The organism is Pseudobutyrivibrio sp. 49, assembly GCF_900100545.1.
GTDB lineage: Bacteria > Bacillota > Clostridia > Lachnospirales > Lachnospiraceae > Pseudobutyrivibrio.
The window spans coordinates 1-19,903 of record NZ_FNDP01000032.1; the positions used below are offsets into that span (position 1 = coordinate 1).

Annotated in this window: 22 protein-coding genes, 2 tRNA genes and 1 rRNA gene; 5 read left to right on the plus strand and 20 right to left on the minus strand. The window is 35.6% G+C overall.

Annotation, left to right across the window (positions count from 1 at the left end; genetic code table 11):
• Positions 1 to 273 precede the first annotated feature (273 nt).
• Positions 274 to 639: a hypothetical protein gene (locus BLP54_RS15125; RefSeq protein ID WP_090171374.1), complete on the minus strand. Its 366-nt coding sequence runs from the start codon at positions 637 to 639 to the stop codon at positions 274 to 276.
• Between the two features lie 131 nt (positions 640 to 770).
• Between BLP54_RS15125 and BLP54_RS15130 the strand changes: the two genes are divergently transcribed.
• The 5 genes from BLP54_RS15130 (at position 771) to BLP54_RS15150 (ending at position 4,485) form a co-directional block, all read left to right on the plus strand.
• Positions 771 to 1,487 (plus strand): endo alpha-1,4 polygalactosaminidase, encoded by a 717-nt coding sequence (locus tag BLP54_RS15130; RefSeq protein WP_176754600.1) that lies wholly within the window; start codon positions 771 to 773, stop codon positions 1,485 to 1,487.
• Between the two features lie 68 nt (positions 1,488 to 1,555).
• Positions 1,556 to 2,029, plus strand: a complete 474-nt coding sequence (locus BLP54_RS15135) for a GNAT family N-acetyltransferase (RefSeq protein WP_090171380.1) — start codon at positions 1,556 to 1,558, stop codon at positions 2,027 to 2,029.
• A gap of 155 nt (positions 2,030 to 2,184) precedes the next feature.
• On the plus strand, positions 2,185 to 3,009 hold the full coding sequence (locus BLP54_RS15140; protein ID WP_090171382.1) for an ornithine carbamoyltransferase: 825 nt from the start codon (positions 2,185 to 2,187) through the stop codon (positions 3,007 to 3,009).
• Complete coding sequence (locus tag BLP54_RS15145; protein WP_242870727.1) at positions 2,994 to 3,380, plus strand: DJ-1/PfpI family protein; 387 nt, start codon at positions 2,994 to 2,996, stop codon at positions 3,378 to 3,380. The genes BLP54_RS15140 and BLP54_RS15145 overlap by 16 nt, the downstream gene beginning before the upstream one ends.
• 337 nt (positions 3,381 to 3,717) lie before the next feature.
• Positions 3,718 to 4,485, plus strand: coding sequence for a nucleoside phosphorylase (locus BLP54_RS15150; RefSeq protein ID WP_090171388.1), 768 nt, complete (start codon positions 3,718 to 3,720; stop codon positions 4,483 to 4,485).
• A 298-nt stretch (positions 4,486 to 4,783) separates the two neighbouring features.
• Here the strand turns inward: BLP54_RS15150 and BLP54_RS15155 are convergent, their stop codons facing one another.
• From BLP54_RS15155 to BLP54_RS15245, 19 genes are all read right to left on the minus strand, one after another.
• The gene (locus tag BLP54_RS15155; protein WP_090171391.1) at positions 4,784 to 5,884 is read right to left on the minus strand and encodes a Fic family protein; all 1,101 of its coding nucleotides are present in this window, start codon (positions 5,882 to 5,884) and stop codon (positions 4,784 to 4,786) included.
• Between the two features lie 233 nt (positions 5,885 to 6,117).
• The gene (locus BLP54_RS15160; RefSeq protein ID WP_090171394.1) at positions 6,118 to 6,927 is read right to left on the minus strand and encodes a DUF6033 family protein; all 810 of its coding nucleotides are present in this window, start codon (positions 6,925 to 6,927) and stop codon (positions 6,118 to 6,120) included.
• A gap of 64 nt (positions 6,928 to 6,991) precedes the next feature.
• The gene (locus tag BLP54_RS15165; RefSeq protein ID WP_090171397.1) at positions 6,992 to 8,305 is read right to left on the minus strand and encodes a hypothetical protein; all 1,314 of its coding nucleotides are present in this window, start codon (positions 8,303 to 8,305) and stop codon (positions 6,992 to 6,994) included.
• 144 nt (positions 8,306 to 8,449) lie between these two features.
• Positions 8,450 to 9,088 carry a flagellar filament capping protein FliD gene (gene fliD / locus BLP54_RS15170; protein WP_090171400.1) on the minus strand — a complete coding sequence of 213 codons (639 nt, stop codon included), beginning with the start codon at positions 9,086 to 9,088 and terminating at the stop codon, positions 8,450 to 8,452.
• Between the two features lie 327 nt (positions 9,089 to 9,415).
• Entirely contained in the window at positions 9,416 to 10,723 is a 1,308-nt protein-coding gene (locus tag BLP54_RS15175; RefSeq protein ID WP_090171404.1) for an ATP-binding protein, read from the minus strand.
• A 338-nt stretch (positions 10,724 to 11,061) separates the two neighbouring features.
• Complete coding sequence (locus tag BLP54_RS16315) at positions 11,062 to 11,970, minus strand: GNAT family N-acetyltransferase (protein WP_090171407.1); 909 nt, start codon at positions 11,968 to 11,970, stop codon at positions 11,062 to 11,064.
• Positions 11,971 to 11,990: 20 nt separating this feature from the next.
• Positions 11,991 to 12,752, minus strand: coding sequence for a class I SAM-dependent methyltransferase (locus BLP54_RS15185; protein ID WP_090171410.1), 762 nt, complete (start codon positions 12,750 to 12,752; stop codon positions 11,991 to 11,993).
• 2 nt (positions 12,753 to 12,754) lie between these two features.
• Positions 12,755 to 13,177 (minus strand): GNAT family N-acetyltransferase, encoded by a 423-nt coding sequence (locus tag BLP54_RS15190; RefSeq protein WP_090171413.1) that lies wholly within the window; start codon positions 13,175 to 13,177, stop codon positions 12,755 to 12,757.
• Positions 13,178 to 13,212: 35 nt separating this feature from the next.
• A complete protein-coding gene (locus BLP54_RS15195) occupies positions 13,213 to 13,422 on the minus strand; it encodes a hypothetical protein (RefSeq protein WP_090171415.1) in 210 nt (69 codons plus the stop codon).
• 170 nt (positions 13,423 to 13,592) lie between these two features.
• Entirely contained in the window at positions 13,593 to 14,108 is a 516-nt protein-coding gene (locus BLP54_RS15200; RefSeq protein ID WP_176754601.1) for a GNAT family N-acetyltransferase, read from the minus strand.
• 170 nt (positions 14,109 to 14,278) lie between these two features.
• On the minus strand, positions 14,279 to 15,544 hold the full coding sequence (locus tag BLP54_RS15205; protein ID WP_090171421.1) for an alpha/beta hydrolase-fold protein: 1,266 nt from the start codon (positions 15,542 to 15,544) through the stop codon (positions 14,279 to 14,281).
• A 194-nt stretch (positions 15,545 to 15,738) separates the two neighbouring features.
• Positions 15,739 to 16,215, minus strand: coding sequence for an ECF transporter S component (locus tag BLP54_RS15210; protein ID WP_330386175.1), 477 nt, complete (start codon positions 16,213 to 16,215; stop codon positions 15,739 to 15,741).
• 39 nt (positions 16,216 to 16,254) lie between these two features.
• A complete protein-coding gene (locus tag BLP54_RS15215; protein ID WP_090171426.1) occupies positions 16,255 to 17,016 on the minus strand; it encodes an amidohydrolase family protein in 762 nt (253 codons plus the stop codon).
• A gap of 103 nt (positions 17,017 to 17,119) precedes the next feature.
• Positions 17,120 to 17,389 carry a hypothetical protein gene (locus BLP54_RS15220; protein ID WP_090171429.1) on the minus strand — a complete coding sequence of 90 codons (270 nt, stop codon included), beginning with the start codon at positions 17,387 to 17,389 and terminating at the stop codon, positions 17,120 to 17,122.
• Between the two features lie 2 nt (positions 17,390 to 17,391).
• Complete coding sequence (locus BLP54_RS15225) at positions 17,392 to 18,639, minus strand: glycerate kinase type-2 family protein (RefSeq protein WP_090171431.1); 1,248 nt, start codon at positions 18,637 to 18,639, stop codon at positions 17,392 to 17,394.
• A gap of 12 nt (positions 18,640 to 18,651) precedes the next feature.
• Positions 18,652 to 19,170, minus strand: a complete 519-nt coding sequence (locus tag BLP54_RS15230; protein WP_090171434.1) for a hypothetical protein — start codon at positions 19,168 to 19,170, stop codon at positions 18,652 to 18,654.
• Between the two features lie 198 nt (positions 19,171 to 19,368).
• A tRNA-Arg gene (locus BLP54_RS15235) sits at positions 19,369 to 19,442 on the minus strand.
• 6 nt (positions 19,443 to 19,448) lie between these two features.
• Positions 19,449 to 19,522 (minus strand) — tRNA-Met (locus BLP54_RS15240).
• Positions 19,523 to 19,631: 109 nt separating this feature from the next.
• Positions 19,632 to 19,903, minus strand: a 23S ribosomal RNA gene (locus BLP54_RS15245); the annotation flags it as partial.

A 19,903-nucleotide genomic window follows, 5' to 3' on the forward strand; every position in this document is an offset into this window, starting at 1 on the left:
TCTAAAAAGAGGTAACTGTACATAGCCAGTATGTACGAAGCCTTATTCTATCACATACTGTACGGTGCGAAGTATATGTAATTAATATTTAACCGATAGATTGTCCATATATTGGGGCGCGTCACATTGTCACATGTCACACCTGCTAATTTGTAAATTTTTAATGTAAATGCAAACTTCTAATACTTAATGTAAGAATCTAGAAGTTAATGCAAAGTTCTATATTGCTTTGCAGTTACCTCTGGATTTTTGGTTGTTATTTAAAGTTTAGAATTATACGTCCATTTCATATAATGCCATCGAATTACCATTATCATAATCAATAATATCAACTATTTTGAAGCCAGCTTTAATATAGATCTTTCTTACCACTTTTTCATCAAGGCCTGTGTCTAAACGTATATATTTAATACCTTTATTCCTGCAGTCATTACGTATAGCCTCTACCACAGATTTTGTCATATTTTTATTAGCAAACTCGCGGCATATACAAAGCTTGTGCATATACACAGCTTCATTAGCTGGTCGATTTCCCCAGTATTCAACATCGCTATCCTGAAGAATAAATGCACACGCTGTTTTTCCGTCTTTAAAATTATAGTCAAAAAGATCACCTTTTCGTATACATAAAATAACCATATAATGTACTTATGAGAATATTAAATATGAAAATCACCACAAAACTATTAATACTCCTACTGTGCATACTCCTCGTAGCCACTATTTTCGTTGCAAGACGTCACAAATTTTCAAAAGATTACGGAGTTTACTTGGGCGTTACTGAAAACCTTGAGCAGTTTTCTGATACTCAAATAGTCGTGGTGGACGCACAGTATTTTTCCGCCGACGAGATTAATTCCTTCGTTGCAGATGGTCACAAAGTATATAGCTATATTAATGTAGGTTCTCTGGAAAACTTTCGAGACTATTACTCTCGCTTTGACGATTTATGTTTGGGAGATTACGAACATTGGGACGAGGAAAAATGGATGGATGTATCTTCCCCAAAATGGCAGGATTTCATTCTCAACGAACTGGCTCCATCCCTGATAGATAAAGGGATTTCTGGCTTCTTTGTAGATAATTCAGATGTATATTATAAGTATCAGAATGATGATATTCTTTGTGGCCTTGCCACTATTATGAAAGGATTGAAATCCTATAATAATGAAATCATAATAAATGGCGGTGATGTATTTATGGATGCCTACACCCAAAAGTTGGGCAGTTGGGATGATGTCATCACAGGAATCAACCAGGAATCAGTCTTCTCCTACATAGACTGGGATAATAACAGCTTTGAAACAGCTGAAAAATCTGACCGTGAATACTTCGAAAATTACCTAAAAAAATACAGCTCACTAGGAGCTGATATCTTTCTTTTAGAGTACACGACTGACTCTAAGCTAATAGACGAAATAACCCAGTATTGTAAAAAGCAGGGATATCATTTCTACATTTCTGACTCTGTTGAGCTAACATACTGAGCGTGATAAATAATATTGAGTCTTGTGTTCAATTTTAATTTTATGTATTACTGTGAGGCGTATGACTTATGAGCAATGTTATTTTTGACATGGCCGGTAAAGATGACATATCTGAGTTGGTTCGTTTGAGAATTGCATATATGATAGACGATTTCGGAACTATCAGTAAATATGAACGGCAATGTATGGAGGAACAACTTCCGGGATATTTTGACAGAAGACTTGGAAAAGAACTGATCGCATTTGTTGCAAGAGCAGAAGGACGGTTGGTGGCAGCGGCATATCTGCTGATCATTGAGAAGCCGGCGAACCCCTTTTTACCCAATGGACTTGATGGAGAAGTGCTCAGTGTATATACAGAGAGTGAATACCGTGGAAAGGGCATCTGCACACAGCTGATGAAAAACATGATAGAGTTTGCGAAAGAAAATAAATTATGCCGAATAGATTTAATGGCAACAGATGAAGGCTATCCGATCTATAAAAAGGTCGGCTTTGAAGACAGGACTCAGAAATACATAGATATGCGTTTGAAGTTGTAAGTGAAGGCACTTTATCTCAGCTTTTTGTATTTTAATCGAGTAAGCTATTCTTCCTCCGTGGATTCTTTTCTACGGAGTTTTTCTTTTTATGTGGCTATTTATCCCCCAATGAAGTACAATGATTACCAAAAACATCGAAACTGTAGAGGTTAAAAATGCGTTCATTCATTAGGTTAACGGATTTCAATATTTCAGATTTACTAGAGATATTCGAGATCGCAGATAATATTGATAAATATCCGAACTTTCTCAAGGGAAAAACCGTTGTAATGTTCTTTCCTTCAAACAGTATAAGAACTCGCGTTTCTTTCGAAAAAGGAATATATCTCCTGGGAGGTCAATCAATCTTATTTGATCCTGCCACATTAGATAAAAAAGAGGATATCAAAGATGTTTTTGGTTACCTCCAGAATTGGGCTGATGCTGTTGTCGTCAGACATAAAGATATCAACCTTCTTGATAAAATATCAACTGTCACTGATATTCCTGTTATAAACGCATTAACCGATGAAAATCATCCCTGCGAAATGATGTCCGATTTATATTCAATTTCTAAGCTTCGATCTTCATATCTGGAAGATGAATATTTATTTGTTGGAGCTGCAGGAAATATAGGCAAAGCTTGGAAAGAAGCTTCCGAAGCTTTTGGTTTTTCTTTATCTCAATGCAGCCCATCTGAATATGCAATTCCAGATGTTAAGCATGGTACTAATTTATCAAAGCTCATTAGTGGGAAAGATATAATATGCACAGATTCTATTCCACAAGAAATACTTAATGACTTTAAATCATATCAAATTACAAAAGATATAATGCAACAAGCAAATAAAGGTGCACTCCTTAATCCTTGCCCACCATTCTATCGCGGTGAAGAAGTCTCTGAAAATGTAATTGATTCAGATTTCTTCGTTGGGTATGCGTTTAAGAACAATCTTTTAAGAATACAGCAAGCGATATTGATTTATTGTTTGTCACACTAATTCATACAGTTCCAAGCGCATTTTGGAATACCGAAATAAAGGTTGGTAAAATTATTAACAAGGTATGTGTTGATGACTATGATGCTCTTGCTATTCCTGGAGGCGACCACATATACGGATATTTTGAAGAGGCTTATGATGAGAATTTCCTTCAGCTGATAAGAGCTTTTGATACCGCTAACAAAACTATTGCCAGTATCTGTGTTGGCGCTCTTCCTATAGGAAAAAGCGGTGTTCTGAAAGGAAGAAAAGCTACTACTTATCATTTGATTTGCCCTCAGACGGCTGCCGAAGTAGCTTTCAAATTATTAGAGATGTTACTTGGTAAAGAAAAAACAAACACTGTGAAACAAGGTATGGGCTTTCTATAAAAGAGGAAATTACCTACTTGATTTTGCAGAGGAGAAAATTGCGAAGAAGTATGATTCAGTTATTATCGATGCATCATTTCCTGCAAAGAAAATATACAAGAGGCGTGGTTATATTGAGATGGACTACAATATTATTGAGACTAGTGATGGTGATTATCTTTGTTATGATGTAATGACAAAGAATTTTAATTTAATCGAGTAAGTTACTCTTCCTCCGTGGATTCTCTCCATGAAGATTTTTTTATAGCCATTTACCTGACAATGAAGTACAATACTTACCAATATATATAATTTGTAGAGGTGTTTGATTAATATATAAACTACAAGGAGAATGTATATGATTATCAAAAATGAAATTCCAATTTTGGAATATGATACTAGTTCAAAAGAAGTTATTTCTCCAACTCACGACTGTCCAGATTTAAAGCTTCCAGAGAAATGTCTTTTTACATTTCTAGGAGATGTCGTTCATGAATATGCTAAAAAAAATTGCGCTGACGTTGTCGAAGAGATGATCAACGTATCCCATACAACCAAGATTTATGTACTTCGTGAGAAAAATGAAGATATTTGTCTGGTCCAATCACAGATTGGAGCACCTGCAGCTTCACAGGTAATGGATGTATTGGTAAGCTGTGGTTGTAAGAAAGTAATTGCTGTAGGTTCTTGTGGCGTTCTGGCGGACATACCTGAGAATGCTTTTTTAGTTCCAACCAAAGCCCTTAGAGCAGAAGGTACTTCGTATCACTATCTTCCAGCTTCAAGATATATTGAACTCGACGAGGAACCTGTTTCAGTAATTGAAAACACTTTTATAAAACATGAACTACCATTTGTGGCATGTACCACTTGGACAACTGATGCATTTTTCCGAGAGACCAAAGATATGGTAAAACATAGGATTTCAGAAGGTTGTACCGTTGTAGAGATGGAATGTTCTGCACTAGCTGCTTGCTGTAGGAAAAGAGGCGCCAAGTTTGGACAGTTTTTGTTTACTGCTGATTCGCTGGCTAACGTTCATGATTATGATGAACGAGACTTTGGAACAAATGCTCACGAGAAAGCACTTCTACTAGGATTAGATATTCTAAGAAACTATAACTAATAGATTTTTTAATTTCGTACTACGGAGACTGAGTAATGAATGAATCGAAGCTTTATAAAGAACTTGCTGTTTTGACAAAAGATAAAAACAGCTGGGAAGCACCTGAAATCTTCCGTGTACACTGAAAACGCTGTCCTGAGTTTGTCAGCCCATATATTGAAAAACTTCAAAGAATAGCTGAAAACGATGAAAACCGTGTAGTAAGAATTCATTGTTTAGGAGCAATTAAGGCTTCAACGAATGCAAAAAAATTAAAAATAATAAGCGTGGCTACAATTGTTACCACGCCTATATTTTACTATTTAAGTAATTTCTTTATTCCATTTTCATTATCTTTTGCAAACGAACTTAGCTCATAAGAACGGATTCGCTCTTTTACCATATTAGGTTTTACAAATCCACTTTTAACAAGCACTGCTAAACGATTAATAACAGTTTTATTTGTCACTCCAAGCTCACGGCTAACTTCAATAGGTGTAAATTCTCCCTTGTATCTCTTCAAGAGAAGTAAAAGCAGTTCCTTTTCTTTTCCTTTCAGATATGACAGGCTGCCCTCAAGTTCTTCTCCACTACTATTCTCAGATATTTCGCAAACCTTATTGGAATAAAGGAGTACCATTCTGAGAAAGTAATTAAACCAAATCTCTGGATGTGGAGGATTGTCCCTACCTGAATAATAAAGTGATGGCAAGCCCATTTGGATAGAATCGTAATATTCTTCTATATCATAAGCAAAATATTCTTCTAATGAACCTATTCCATTAAATCCAAATCCGTTAATATCAAGTATATATCCAGATAAAAGTCTGGCAGTACGTCCATTTCCATCTTCAAAAGGATGAATGGTAACAAGTTGATAATGAACAACTGCAGCCACTATCAGTGGATGATCATCTGTAGTGTTTACATACTCCACTAGTTCATCCAATAACTCTGGAATATCAATATATTCTGGCGGAATGTAATCAGGATGTCCGCTTTTTGAATCATATACTGCGAATAATACTCCTGATGGCATTGGACCTCTGAGGCCAATTTTCTCTTTCGAAGCATCTTTTTCAACATATTTCTGCACATCAAGAATCAGTTTCTTAGAAAACTTCTCCTTTTTTTTAGCCTTTTCTTCAAGATAATTCAGTGCAAGAAAATAATTACGAACCTCTTGCTCAGGTCTTAGATAATGTTTTCGCTCATCACTTTCAATTACTTCATCAACCTGCTTCTCTGAGAGAGGATTACCCTCTATTTTCGTAGAGGCATAGGAGCTTTTTTTCTTTGAGTTTTTTCTGAGCTTATTTGCTACAGACACAGAAATATTTACAGTTGATACTTTAAATCTGTTTTTTTCTATCTCAGTAATGTACTTCAAAATTTCATTATTTAAGTTTACTTTTATCACTAAAATAGCACCTCCTGACAATATATATCATATCAGAAAAGGTGCTATTTCTCCACTAAAATTACACTATTTTTACACTATTTTTCATTAACAAAATCTAATATTTTTTCTCTTCACTATTCAGTTATCTCGGAAGTATAGTTTAAAAATTAATAGAAATGCCATAGGTATCTATATCATCCTCAAGTTTTAAAATTCGATATGCTGCCCAATTATTGATGACTCCTGGTATTTTATTTCCTATGTGTCCCTGATACGTTAGATATGCAAATATCTCCAATAGACTTATATTCGTCCTCCACCTTCTGAGTCGCTTTTGAAATATTATCAATTCGTTGTTCCTCTTTACTCTGTTCAGAAGGTGCAAGCTCATCTTTTTTAAGGATACAACTCTCAGTCATTTTTAGGTAGATTTCAATAAGTTCAGCTTTCTGTTCCTCAAAAAACTGTCCCATTTTCCTTTGGTATTCTTCAGTATCCCACATTCTTCGGAGTTCTTCTTCAGTAGAATATTTTGAAGAAAAGTACCCTTCAGATTGTTGTAATTTATCACCTTCTAATTGTAAGCAATAGTCCATATACGGCATACCACTATTAATTGCCTCTTGTTGATATGCCACATGATACGTTTTGATATTTCCTATAGTAGCTAAAACTTTCTCTTCAAAACTAGGGTCATTCTGCATCTTACGAATAACAGCCACATCGATATCAATACTAATCTGTCCTAATTTGCTATAATTATCGCCCACTTGGTTTAGGCTATCATTATAGCCAAAATAAGGACGTCTATCATTCATATGCTTTAATTCTTCTTCCCTATCAGATAATCTAAATGACATATCTGGGAACTTTGAACATAAATTATGATAATAATCAAACACCGCATCGCCTGAAGATGAAGATTGGCTTGTAATTTTAAACTGTGCTTCGGTTTTGCTGATAAGACCAGATGCATTATTATATTGCATACTAGTGTTTACAGCATAACTTGATAGAACATTACCTACTGACATAAAGCTCCTTTCTGCATTACCTGCCAATTTGGGCTGCTCCACTTATATGAAAAAGCAGAGCAGCACATATATCATCAGAAGCAATAGAGAATTAAATTTCAACAGCCTCTTTTTCTAATTCTTGTTTGACCTGTTCTTCTTTAGCTTCCTGTGATTCTTTTTTGACACGCTCTACCATGTCATCGATATCAGCATCAATTCTAGCCAAGAGCTTTTCCCATTCTTCATCAGTCATTTTACGCCAGTCATTTTCACCATCCTTATCATGGATTTTCTTATAGCTTTCCATAAGCATTTTTAAGATATCTTTTGGCTCCATTATTATGCCAGTTGATTGGTTCTTGAAAGATAAATCCGATTCAGCAAGTGCTTTAGCCCAATTGACTTTCTTTGTGGTAGCCTGCTCCACAGAATCAACGCCAAATGATTCATCTGAATGCAAAAAGCTTGTAAGTTCATTCCAGCTAGAGAAATTACTCTTTAAGATACCTTCACCAATAGAATCTGCGTACTGGCAATATGCAAACATTTCAATAGCAGTTGCACTCCTTGGGGCTACTTCAGAAATATTAACATCAAAAAATTCACCACCATTTGCTCCTGATATTTTTACTCTAACAATCACGTCATCAGAATCTGGGTTAATAATCTGATTGGCAACCATTTTATAAGGTACACCTAGTGTATAACCAAATCCTAAATCCTTTGTCTGAAACTTGGCTGGTTGTTCTTCAACAGTATCAAGACTTACATTAAATTTTTCCATGGTGACTCCCATAAGAGTTTCCATCAACTTATTAATGTGAGGCATAAAGTTTTCTAACGAAAGATTTCCCAATCCTGCCATTTCATACTTGCCCATTTCGTTTGAGAAGGTAGCAAGATAATCCATGCGCTCAAAGATATCATTTACCTCAAAGTCGCTCACAAACTTCATGGTCTCGTCGGCAAGATTCTCTGTTTCACGAATGTAAGAGCATAACGCAGCAAACTCTGTAAAGTCTGCATCAGTAGGATTAACATTATAAGGATCTATTTCTTTTTCAAATGGTTGTCCATCCTTATCTGTGCCAATAGCAGTGTACTTTCTATCATCGCCATTAACATCTATTCTGATTTCAAACTGTTGCATCACGCCTTGATACGAAAATGCTGTAATGCCATTTGCGCCTGTAGTTGTACGTAACTCACTGTTCATTACAGTCGCTGATACAATTCGTGTATAGCTATTACCTTTATTCTTACTATCCTCTGTAAGCTTAGTAGTATTCAGTTGTTCATCTGATGATGCTTTCATAGTTTTTTCGAAACCATTATCTTTATTAACAAAATTTGAAAAATAAAGATAACTACTTGAAAAAGCACCTTGCATAAGATAATTGTTGTCAGCTAAAAAATCTGCCATAAAACTCCTTTCTGCAGCTCATCTATCAGTCAAAGCTGCTCCGCTCTCCAGAAAGGTCCGAGCGGTAATAATTTATCTAAAAAAGCACTTATCTCAACTTCATTCCGTTGAAATAAGCGCTTCCTTAGCTTTATTATTCATTATTTAGTTCAACATAATCCCATTAGCATTATAGGTTCCTGATTTCATAGCCAAAGCCTTATTGATAATGGTATCAATTGAGCTTGTACTACTCATAATTGATTTATAATATGCAGATGCACTATTAAATATGTTCTTTATATCATCTACTTTTGCTGCTTTAAGTTTATCCTGATCTACAGAAAGCTTTCCATCAGCTGATAATATAATACCGATTTTATTCAACGCATCTGCCTTTTCTTTGTATGCTTCAACAAATTCTGTTGAAAAACTATTCTTTAATGAGCCACCACAATTATCTAGCGCTGAAATAGTACTATTATATGCTGCTACATAATTGTTGATATTTTTAATAAGCACACTATTGTCGTATTCTTTTCCAGATTCTGCTTTATACAGATCCTCTTTTCCTAGACTAGCCAACGCATCTCCCAGATTATTAGCAGCAGTTTCTACTTTCTTGTATTTATCATTACCTTTTGTGGAACCAAATCCAAAGGACTCCATTTTTCGTTGATATTCCAATTCATTCTTTTCAAGCAACTGATTAATAAGCGGATTTCCTTTTTTGCTTTTATTAAGCATTGATAGCAACCCTTGGTTAGACTGGTAGTATTCATAAGAATTATTAATTGAACTCATCGCACCCTCCATTATTTTCATCCCATAAAAATGCACTTATCCCAACTTCATTCCGTTGAAATAAGCGCATCCGTATCCTTATAAAAATCCTTACACTTAGGTATCGATATTAATCGATTAATAATTAATGGATATTTTTAACATAAAAGATATATATAGTTTGGTAAATTTTATCTCTATTTCAGTAAGCTATGAACTCTTCCCTTTATCTGAAGAAATATAAGAGCTAGGAAGAATGACCATACTATTGAGAGAATTGCGATAGCTAAATTTGGTCCTGTGCGTCACAAATGCCAATAACCGCCTTTTGTACACGCATCAACAATTTTAGATAAATGCTGCCATATATAATGGTAGAGTCACTAGTCCATTGTCACTCACCCCTACATTGCCATCAATAAATTTATACGCAAAATTAATATCCTTATATTTTTTTAATACTGATTTAATTGAATTTGCGTTTGCTTTTCCGCCCTTAACTTCTATAGGAATAACCTGTCCATCTTTTTGGATAATCACATCCAGTTCCTTTTTTGTGGTTTCATTTTTGTAAAAGTACAGTGTATATCCTTTTTTATGCAATGCATCTGCTACAGCACATTCATATATTCCACCTTTGGTATTACCTTCAAGTGTATTTTCTACTATGTGTTGCTTAAGAGAAAAATCCTTCATTGCAACCAGTAACGATAAATCAGTGGTGTACGCTCTAAAGAAATCATTTCTAGCATAATCATCCAGATCATATCTTATATCTGTTACAATCCTGCTTAAATGTACCATATCAGCTCTAAGCAACCAATCGATACTATTATAATATTTCTGAGCCCTAGCGCCCTTTTCAATCTCTTTATATTGAAATTTATGATTTTCTTTATCAAGCAGCTGCTTACCTAACGTGAGATAACATTTTTCTGCTTTTACTTTTTCTTCAGCAGTTGCGTAATGAGCAATATCATATAAATAGCCTTGAAGAAGACTTCTTTGGATAGTGTCAACTTCTCTATAATCCTTTGTATCCAAATACTTTTGAACTGCTTCAGGCATTCCTCCAGTGGCTAGATATTGCCTATAATAGCTAAACATCTGATCATTAATTGCTGTAGGAACAGGCTGCTTCTTATCAAGGCATTCCTTTAGAGAATCAATCATCTCCTCAGTAATCCCTATTCCCCAGAGGAATTCTTCGAAATCCAAACCATACATTCTCTGATAATCAACATAGCCTACTGGATATGATGATGCACGTTTATAATCAATTCCGAGAAGCGAACCTGATACTATAACATCGTATCTATTATCAAATGCCCAAAACTTTAATGCAGTAATGGCTTCTTCGCATTCCTGAATCTCATCAAGAAATATTAGTGTTTTACCAGGAATAATCTTTTTTTCTGGGAAACGAAAGCGAAGTGCCATAACCATATTATCAACGGTTAAATCTCCCTCAAATATTGTCTTTGCAGAAGGCATTTCCTTAAAATTTATTTCAACTACTTCCTCATAATTATCTTCTGCAAATCTTTCAATAATATATGTTTTTCCAGTCTGGCGGGCACCTTGAACAACCAGACATTTTTTATCCTTGTGTTCCACCCAGTATTTTAGTTGGTCTGTTGCTTTTCTTCTTAGCATAAAATATACCCCTTATCAACATTTTAGAATAATATAATTGTATTTGAGTCAACATTTTGGAAGGTTAAAATGTATATCACATCAACATTTTGGTATATTATATCATTTGTTACGCTAAAAATCCAACAGCCTCACATAAAATGGAATTCGCTAAATCCTCGGAATAACTCCACGACGATAAACCGTAGAAAAAAACAACTAAAACAAGTGTCATAACTATCCACCAAGATAATGTGAGGATACTAATATTGAGCATCCGCTTTCCTTCAACTCCAAAAGTTTTTCACGAATTTTAATTACTGCATCTACATCCAAGCCATTGGTTGGCTCGTCAAGAATTATACCTCTAGTTCGTATAATGCCAACGAATTACCATTATCATAGTCAATTATATCTACTATTTTAAATCCTGCGTTTAGATATATTTTTCTGACCGCTTTCTCATCAAGGCCTGTGTCTAAACGTATATATTTAATACCTTTACACCTGCAGTCATTACGTATAGCCGCTATCACAGATTTTGTCATATTTATATGAGCAAACTCACGGCATACGCAAAGTTTGTGCAAATACACTGCTTCATTAGCGGGTCGGGTTCCCCAGTATTCAACATCGCTAGGTTGAAGAATAAATGCACAAGCTGTTTTTCCGTCTACTTTTCCTATATGAAAGTTTTCTGGTTGTGCCTCTGATGTAATTAATTCTTCAGGTGTAAGCCAATCATCCAGCCACACTCTGAAACCTTTAGATCTCCCCCACTTTGCAACATTACGCATTACAGATATTGCTTCTTCTACTTCATTATTGAAAAGCTCTACTTTGGGCGTGATTGTTTCTACTAGTTCTTTTGTATAATAATATCTTTTCCCTGTGTATGGATATTCGTTGAGAGAAAACACTTCATTGTAACCGTGTTTTTTATAAAACTCTGGCGCCTGAAATGAAAAGGTATCTACAAAAGCATATTTGCAACCACGATGCTTAGCTTCTTTTTCTGCCGCCAATAGTAATTCGCTTCCAAGGCCCTCTTTCCGTAACTGCTCCTCTACAAAAAGATAATGTATACATAGCCAATTTCCAAAAGTTTCACCAGTAAGACCGGCTAATTTCTTGCCATCATCTTCATAAAAGATTCCAAGAGGAACATTTTTAGATTCTTCTCGATTACTCAAGTTGTAAGCTTTTAGCATTTCAAATATATCGTTAATATCTTGTTCATTACCATCATCTGTAATTCTAATACGCATGTTGTTATTATTCCTTTATCTTAGCATTCCGGTTTTTTGGTTAAATATAGAACATAGGTGTCGTTAAAAATAATCTTGTCCCCTGCTTCGAGAACGGCTCTTCTAATTCCATCATAAAACTTAGTCTTATATGGCTCAGGAAGTACAATATGGTCACAATGAGTTCCGCAAAATGCTACATATTCATCCGCCGTAAAAACGCGTTGTCCATAAAACTCAAATCTTTTGAAGTCTACATACCCATAATCTACTGCATTCTCATAACGAAAAGAGCCATGTTTATATTCTTCATCCGGTTTGAAAAACTCATCGTAAACCTTCTGAATATTGCTGTATAGTTCTTCATTTGGTGTCTTATAATCAGCTCTTGTAAGCATCATTGCCAAAATTCCACCAGGCTTTAGTAAATCAAAGGTTTTTGAAAAAGCTATTTGCTCAGGAATCCATTGTATAGTTGCGGCAGAATATATAAGGTCATATTTTTCATTTCCGAAATCATGAGTAATGAAGTCATCATTCACAATGTTGAAGTTTTCATACTTCCCATACTTCGCTATCATTTTCTGATATAGATGTTCTCCGAGCTCTATGGCATTGTAATTACATCCAGTGCTCAAAATTGGCTCAGTAGCCTGACCTGTTCCAGGTCCCAGCTCAAGAACTGACTTGCCTGTTCCAATATTTGCGTAACTTATCAAATAGTCAAATAGGTCCTTGCTGTATCTTGGGCGATACTTATCAAATTGTTCAGGTATTGTATCAAATACTTTTCTGTATTCCATTTCTATTCTCCATAAATAATCTTTCTAAGGCCTGGACCAGACTCCTCATCGGGAATGATAGAGAAGCCTTGTTTTACGTAAAAATCTTCTTTTCCTGAAGCGGCGATTAGTGATATAAGTACTCTCCCACCCTTAGGTATGTTTAATTCGATTTCATGGATTAATCTCTGAATTATATTAGAGCCGATATGCTGTCCCTGATATTTGGGATTAACAATTACATCCACAATTGTGTAGTACATGCTATCCCCAACAGCTCTGGCCATACCAACAATTTCATCATCTATTTTGGCAATTATAGAATAGCAACTTCTGGATATAGCCTTTTCCATTTGTTCTTTACAAAAGATTTTCCAACCGACGGATAATCTAAGATTTACATATGATTCGTAGTCAGGTATTTCATTAAAATATTCAATATCCATTGGCTGTCTCCATATATATAGATTCTAGAATAAATTTACTTGCTTTCTGTTCCAGCTAGTTTTTTTGCTCTTATAGTTACAACTATATTGGCAAAAATACCATAGAAAAACATGAAAATACCTGCTCCGTGAAACATTCCTATATAATATTCTCTGTGGCAAATGTATCTAATAGCTATTACCATTACCCATCCCATTACTGCCATTACTTTGTATCCGTTGACTTTTTTCATTAATTCTTTCATTTCATATTCTCCTTTGTCTAATTGGTTTATTGAGGCATCGATTAACGTTCACATCGTGTCCTCCCTGTTGATGTCTCAATAGTATCCAAATCGAAATGAATTTGCCATCAAAAGGCTTTTACATTGGCTTAAAATGGGGATGTAAAAGGTTTTTTACAATGAGAAATTACCTAAACTAAATCCATTTTATAGAACTGTGAATCAAATGATACATCACTGTTCCACTTTTTGAAGCTTGCAACTTTATATGCTTCAAACCCAAACTTCTTAAGCAATTTTACCGAGGCTACATTTTTATCTGCCACCTCTGCGGTTAAACTTTGACCGCCTAACTCCCTGGCGAACTCTATAAGGGCCTGAATCAACTCACTGCCTAGCCCTTTCTTCCAGTGATGTTTGCTAATACAATATCCAATGTCATAATTACCTTCTTCTTGGAACAGGCAACAAGTTCCTATTGCCTTACCTGTAACCTTATCAGTAGCAATTAAATAATAACCATCTTGCTCATATTCCATTTTATCAAAATACTTAATATAGTTTTCATTCAGGCAATCTACTGTTGGATCGCTCATATATTTCCCATTTTCAGGGTCGCACCATAGAGAAATACAGAATGCCCTGTCATCCTTCTGATATGATCTAAGAATCATCCTTGATGTTTCAATGTTTTGTTCAATCTTCATGTCTCTTCTCTCATTCGTATCTTTATATTTATAATAAACCAGAACGATTATAGCTAATGAATGCGTTAAAATCAACAAATGATAAAAAGTGGTTATCATAAAAATGTGGGCTAATTAAAAAAACCACTCCTCTCTCAAATGAGATTAGAGTGGTCCGAAGAAACAATATATTACTTAAATACGATTTGAGCAAAATTGTAGAAACCAAGATACCAAATGTCAAAATTGTGCTCGCCATCAAGCTCCTGCCACATAAAATTCTGACCATCTACAAACTGGTCACATACTTCTGGCAAATTCTTAGCTGCACTTGAAGCACTCCAGTAAGCAATTCCATCCTGAAGACCACAAATATTGTAGAAGTAATGGATTGGATACTCGTTATCTGCCAAAATCTCTGCTGTGGTTGAAGCTGGGTTGCTGGTAGGTGCTGCTGAGAATGCTCCAAAGTAGCTGAACAAATCAACACACTCACCTATACCAATATTGATTGTCTGCATACCACCCATAGAAAGACCTGCGCATGCTCTGTGGTCACGGTCAGCATATGTGCTATAGTGTGAATCGATATATGGAATCAAATCATTTCTAAGTTCATCACCAAAAGCATAGAAAGAAGGAATTGAACCACTTTCAGAAGCTTTTCCATTTGGTGTAACAACGATGAATGAATCAATATCTCCATAATATGCAAGGTTATCCATCATAGCCTTTACTTTTGACTCATCATTGTACATCTCCCACTCGTTCTCATCGCCACCGATTCCGTGAAGAAGATATAATACGTTGTACTTCTTGCTTTCGCTATAGTTTGCAGGTAAATAAATATTAGCCTTCTTTGTATATGTATTTCCGTTTTCTGAATCATGTGCTGTATAAGAAATAGTTTTTACTGTACCAGAACAGTCCTGACTTCTGATAGCTGAATACTTTTCAGGGATGCTCGCACTGATTGTAGCAGTTGGATCATAGTGTGAATTGGCTGGAGTTGTATATTTTAGCTTTGCATCGATTTCACCGTCAAACTCGCCAACCCCAAGGAAACCAAATTCTTTTGTTTCACCACTTGGAATGTTTGTATTCCAGCTAAGAGGTGTAAGAATGTATTCATCATCAGTAGTTTCAATGTTTACACACCAGCTGGTATCAATATTAACCTGCTTTCTGCTTAATTTTACTGTCCAGTTTTCCAGTGTATTTTCTGTATTATTTGTAATCTTATAACCAACCCAATATCCAGTACCCCAACTGTTCAAGTCATAGGAAATGTCTACCCCCTTTTCTGTAGTAGAATCTTCATCTGACTTTTCATCTAAATAGTCTGATGCAGTTACATCATCATTTGCAGCCTTTACATCGGCTTTAACTGTCATACCAATTGTGCTAACAGATAATGCCAGAACCAAGGCAGTAGTTAATATTTTTTTGTTTTTCATTATACATCCTCTCCTTTGTTTGTTTTTGCCTAAGCAATAAACGCGCGCAATATAATAATACTCCCCAGTTATGAATTCATCGACATAATTCTTGCCAAAGTGTAATATTACACACAAGTGGCTTATTTACTAGCATTTCTGCTATATCTATATTTTTCTTATTATTTATTGCTAATTTCTTGAATAAAATAATGCTATTTTAATATGTAATTCAATTTGTTTTTGATAAGCGAATAAATACAGTTACCAATAATAATCCCACTTAGGGTTTGTAGTGTAAGTAATGGCAGCGAGCTTATTGCATAAGCCACTCCAAACATTGGGAATTTTATTAGTGTGTAGAGAGTTATATGAAAAATAGCTCCTATAAAAGCCCCTATCCAAAGATTATATTTACATTCTTTTAATAATTTAAAGGAAATTGCACCCATCACAAGCACCCAAATTGCTTTTATTGTCATTGTTGGAATCACCCACGCTGTATATCCTCCTAACAAGTCCGCTAATCCAGCACCTAAGGCACCTGCAAAAGCCCCCTTTTTTGTTCCCAAAAGACAGACTGATAAAATAATCATGCTATCTCCAAGGTGAGTATATCCGAACAAGGATGGGATTTTAAAATAAAAAGTTCCTAAAAAGACAAGTGTTATCATCATTCCTTCTATTGCGATATCTTTAGTTTACAATTTTGATGTAGTATTCATACCAGCTTATGCTCCTTCTATTAATGAACCCATAAAGTTTTTAGCGTTGTTATAAAAAATGTTTTCATAATCCTTATTAGTAAGTGGACATGATAATATTTTTTGAATCTCAACCTCTGGTGCATGAAAAGGTGTATCTAAACCGAACATTACCCTGTCATTACCAACATTTTTGTAAGCATTATATATTTGTGCAGACATTGATGTACCTGATGTTTCAAGCCAGATATTGTTATACCTTTTTGCTATGGTTTGTGCTGCCTCGACGTATATCCCATGGCCGTGTCCCATGTGAAGCATAACAAATTTACATCTTGGATGACGTTCTGCCAAAAGTCCAATTTGCCAAGGAAGTGAGAATGGTTCGTGTCCAGAATGGATAAAAAATGGAACATTATAGTGTTCACATATCTCTGCCACAGGATCTACTATAGGTGAATCGACTGCGTATCCATCAAACAGAGATTGGATTTTCGCGCCCTTAACATCATCAACTTGAATTAAATGCTCTAATTCGTCATATGCATCTTGTTCTTTTGTACAATCAATCCAAGCTATTGGTACAATTTTATCTGGAGCTTTCCTATATGCCTCAAGCATTTCATTGTTTTTGGAAGAGTCAGATGGGCATAACAAAGTCTTTTCAATATTGAACTTTTCCATCAAATTTAATACTAGGCTTATATCACCACTGAAATTAAATGGATTGCCCCAGGTTCCGATATGCGAATGCATATCAATCTTTTTAAAGTCACTAAAACTAAACATAGCATCATACCCCTTTCTTTTGTTGGATATGATGCTATCTTATATCTGACCACCTTAAAAGTGGCAAAAATATTTAATTTTTAAATGACAGAACGATACGTATTTACATCCAATTATAATCACCGCCTGTAACAGCGAGTGAAAGTAAAGCATCCATTCGCTCTACTTCATCTTTACCCTGAACTACAGATATAAGTTTTGCCGTCTCTGTAACTACTGGCATTTCCTCGTCTGGTCCAATCTCCATATTTGGCTGTTCACCGCAATATGGACATACCAAGCTTGGTCCTACCTGTATAGATAAGAATCTATTTGCACACTCTTTGCATTCATAAAATCCTGCGAGTGTAGTTTCATCTGGTACATAATACATTTTTATAATCCATCCTTATTATTAATTAGTAAAATAGCCACATCATTTACGTTTGTACCTGTAGCGCCTGTGATTATGAGTCCATCAATTTCTCTTAACGCATTGTAAGAGTCATTATTTATTAAAACATCATGAATGTTTATTCCTTTGGATTCCAATTCCATCATAGTATCGGAATCAACGTAGCCACCAGCCGCATCTGTTGGACCATCAGTGCCATCACTACCTACTGACGCGATAGCAACATTCTCTAAACCAGAAATACCTATAGCAGCGCTAAGAGCTAATTCTTGATTTCGGCCACCTTTGCCAGTTCCGGTTAAATGAACAACGGTCTCTCCACCGGCAATAAAAGCCAGCTTCTTTTTATCATTAGCATGCATTTTAGCGATGTTTGCCAAAAATTCCCCAGCTTCTTTTGCCTCGCAAGTGAGATTATCTGATAGAATTGTTGCTTCATATCCTAGCTCCTCGCAAGCTTTTGCTGCAGCTTTACATAGTTCTCTGACTGATCCGGTAATATATGTTTCTACGTTTGAAAGCTGCTTTGGAGTTTCTTCCTCTAATAGTTTTTTTGCTTTATCTGAAATCTTCAGATTATATTTGTCTATAATGGCTTTCGCATCGTGAGTTGTAGAGGAGTCTGGATAAGCTGGACCACTTGCTATCATATCAAGCGGATCTCCGACAATATCGCTAAGCACTATACTAAATACCTTAGCTGGAGCGCATTTTAATGCAAATCTTCCACCCTTTACCTGACTTAATCTCTTTCTTATGGTATTAATCTCAACAATGTCTGCTCCACATGCAAGAAGCTGATTTGTTATGTCCTGTAATTCTTCCCCATCGATTAATGGTAGCTCAAATAATGCACTTCCGCCTCCGGAAATCAGAAAAACTACAGTATCATCTGCTACTAGGTTTTCAACTAAATCTAATACTTTTTCTGTAGCTTTAAAACTATTAGCATCAGGTACGGGATGACCTGCCTCAAAACACTCTATACTATCTATAGAACCTTTAACATGGTCGTATTTCGTGATAACTATGCCGGAATCAATCCTAGGTAAAACGCTTTGGGCAGCATTTGCCATCTGCCATGAAGCTTTACCAACCGCAACTAAAACAACTTTTCCCTTTGGTGGAGTAAAATTTTTAAGTGCTTTTTTCACAGCTTCATCTGGCAACACTGCATCTATTGATTTTTCAAATATATAATCAATATCTCTTCTGAGTTTAAGATTCATAGCACATTTCCTCTATATAAAGTCGTTTTCAGCCAAAATTTTATAATAGATTCCTCTTCCTGAAGCATATGAAAGATATCCTGTTCCAATTACAATTGCTATTTGTTTTATATAATCCATCGTATGACCCAGTATTAAAGCTTCTGTAAGATGTAGTCCTGAAGAAAACATTGATGAAAGCAGTAATACAAATGCTACATACAATGGAAGCTTATTCCATCTTGCAAAACCTATTGCCAATCTGTTGGTTGGCTTTCTTGATTTTTTTACAGAGTTAATCCATACCCTCAACATCACAATAAGTTCCTCAAAATCATCAGGATTATTTTTGAAAGTGATACCCTGTCTCATTACATCTATTGGCGCATTAGGAACAAATTCTGGACTATTGTTAAATAAAAGAATTGCTTCTTTAAATAATAAAAGCTTATCCTTTGCTTCTAAGCTATCATCTTCTGTATTGGCAGCCTCTTTTAAAGCATCTATAAACATTCTTTGATTATATGATAGCTTCATCTTTAAGCGAGCCATATTGCTAGGATCTTCCATAAAACGATTATATTCGCTATTTATTTTTTTTCTTGTTTCATTACTTATTTGTATTGTCATGTTTAGGATTCTAATATAGTGTTCTTTAAAACACAATTATATTGCTTATTATTTAATAAAGATTTTATATATTTTGGGAGGGATATAATAAAAAAGACCTTAGGTTTTCCTAAGGTCTAGCGTGCGTGAGAAGATTCGAACTCCCGACACCTTGGTCCGTAGCCAAGTGCTCTATCCAGCTGAGCTACACACACGTATAGTAGCGAGAGGGGGATTCGAACCCTCGACACCGCGGGTATGAACCGCGTGCTCTAGCCAACTGAGCTATCTCGCCATATATTTTCCGAAAAAAGCAAGCTATTATGCTTGCTCAAGTCTAAAACTATGTCATCATAGCAACCTCAAAACTTCATACAGTGTTCGAGAACACGCTTACATCTTTTTAGAATAAACCTTCGATCTATTAGTATTCATCAGCTGAATGCGTTACCGCACTTACACCTTGAACCTATCTACCTTATCGTCTTTAAGGGATCTTATCTCCTTGAAGGAGGGGATATCTCATCTTGAGGGGGGCTTCACGCTTAGATGCCTTCAGCGTTTATCCCGTCCAGACTTGGCTACTCAGCTATGCCGTTGGTCGACAGCTGATACACCAGTGGTCCGTCCACCCCGGTCCTCTCGTACTAGGGGCAGCTCCTCTCAAATATCCTCC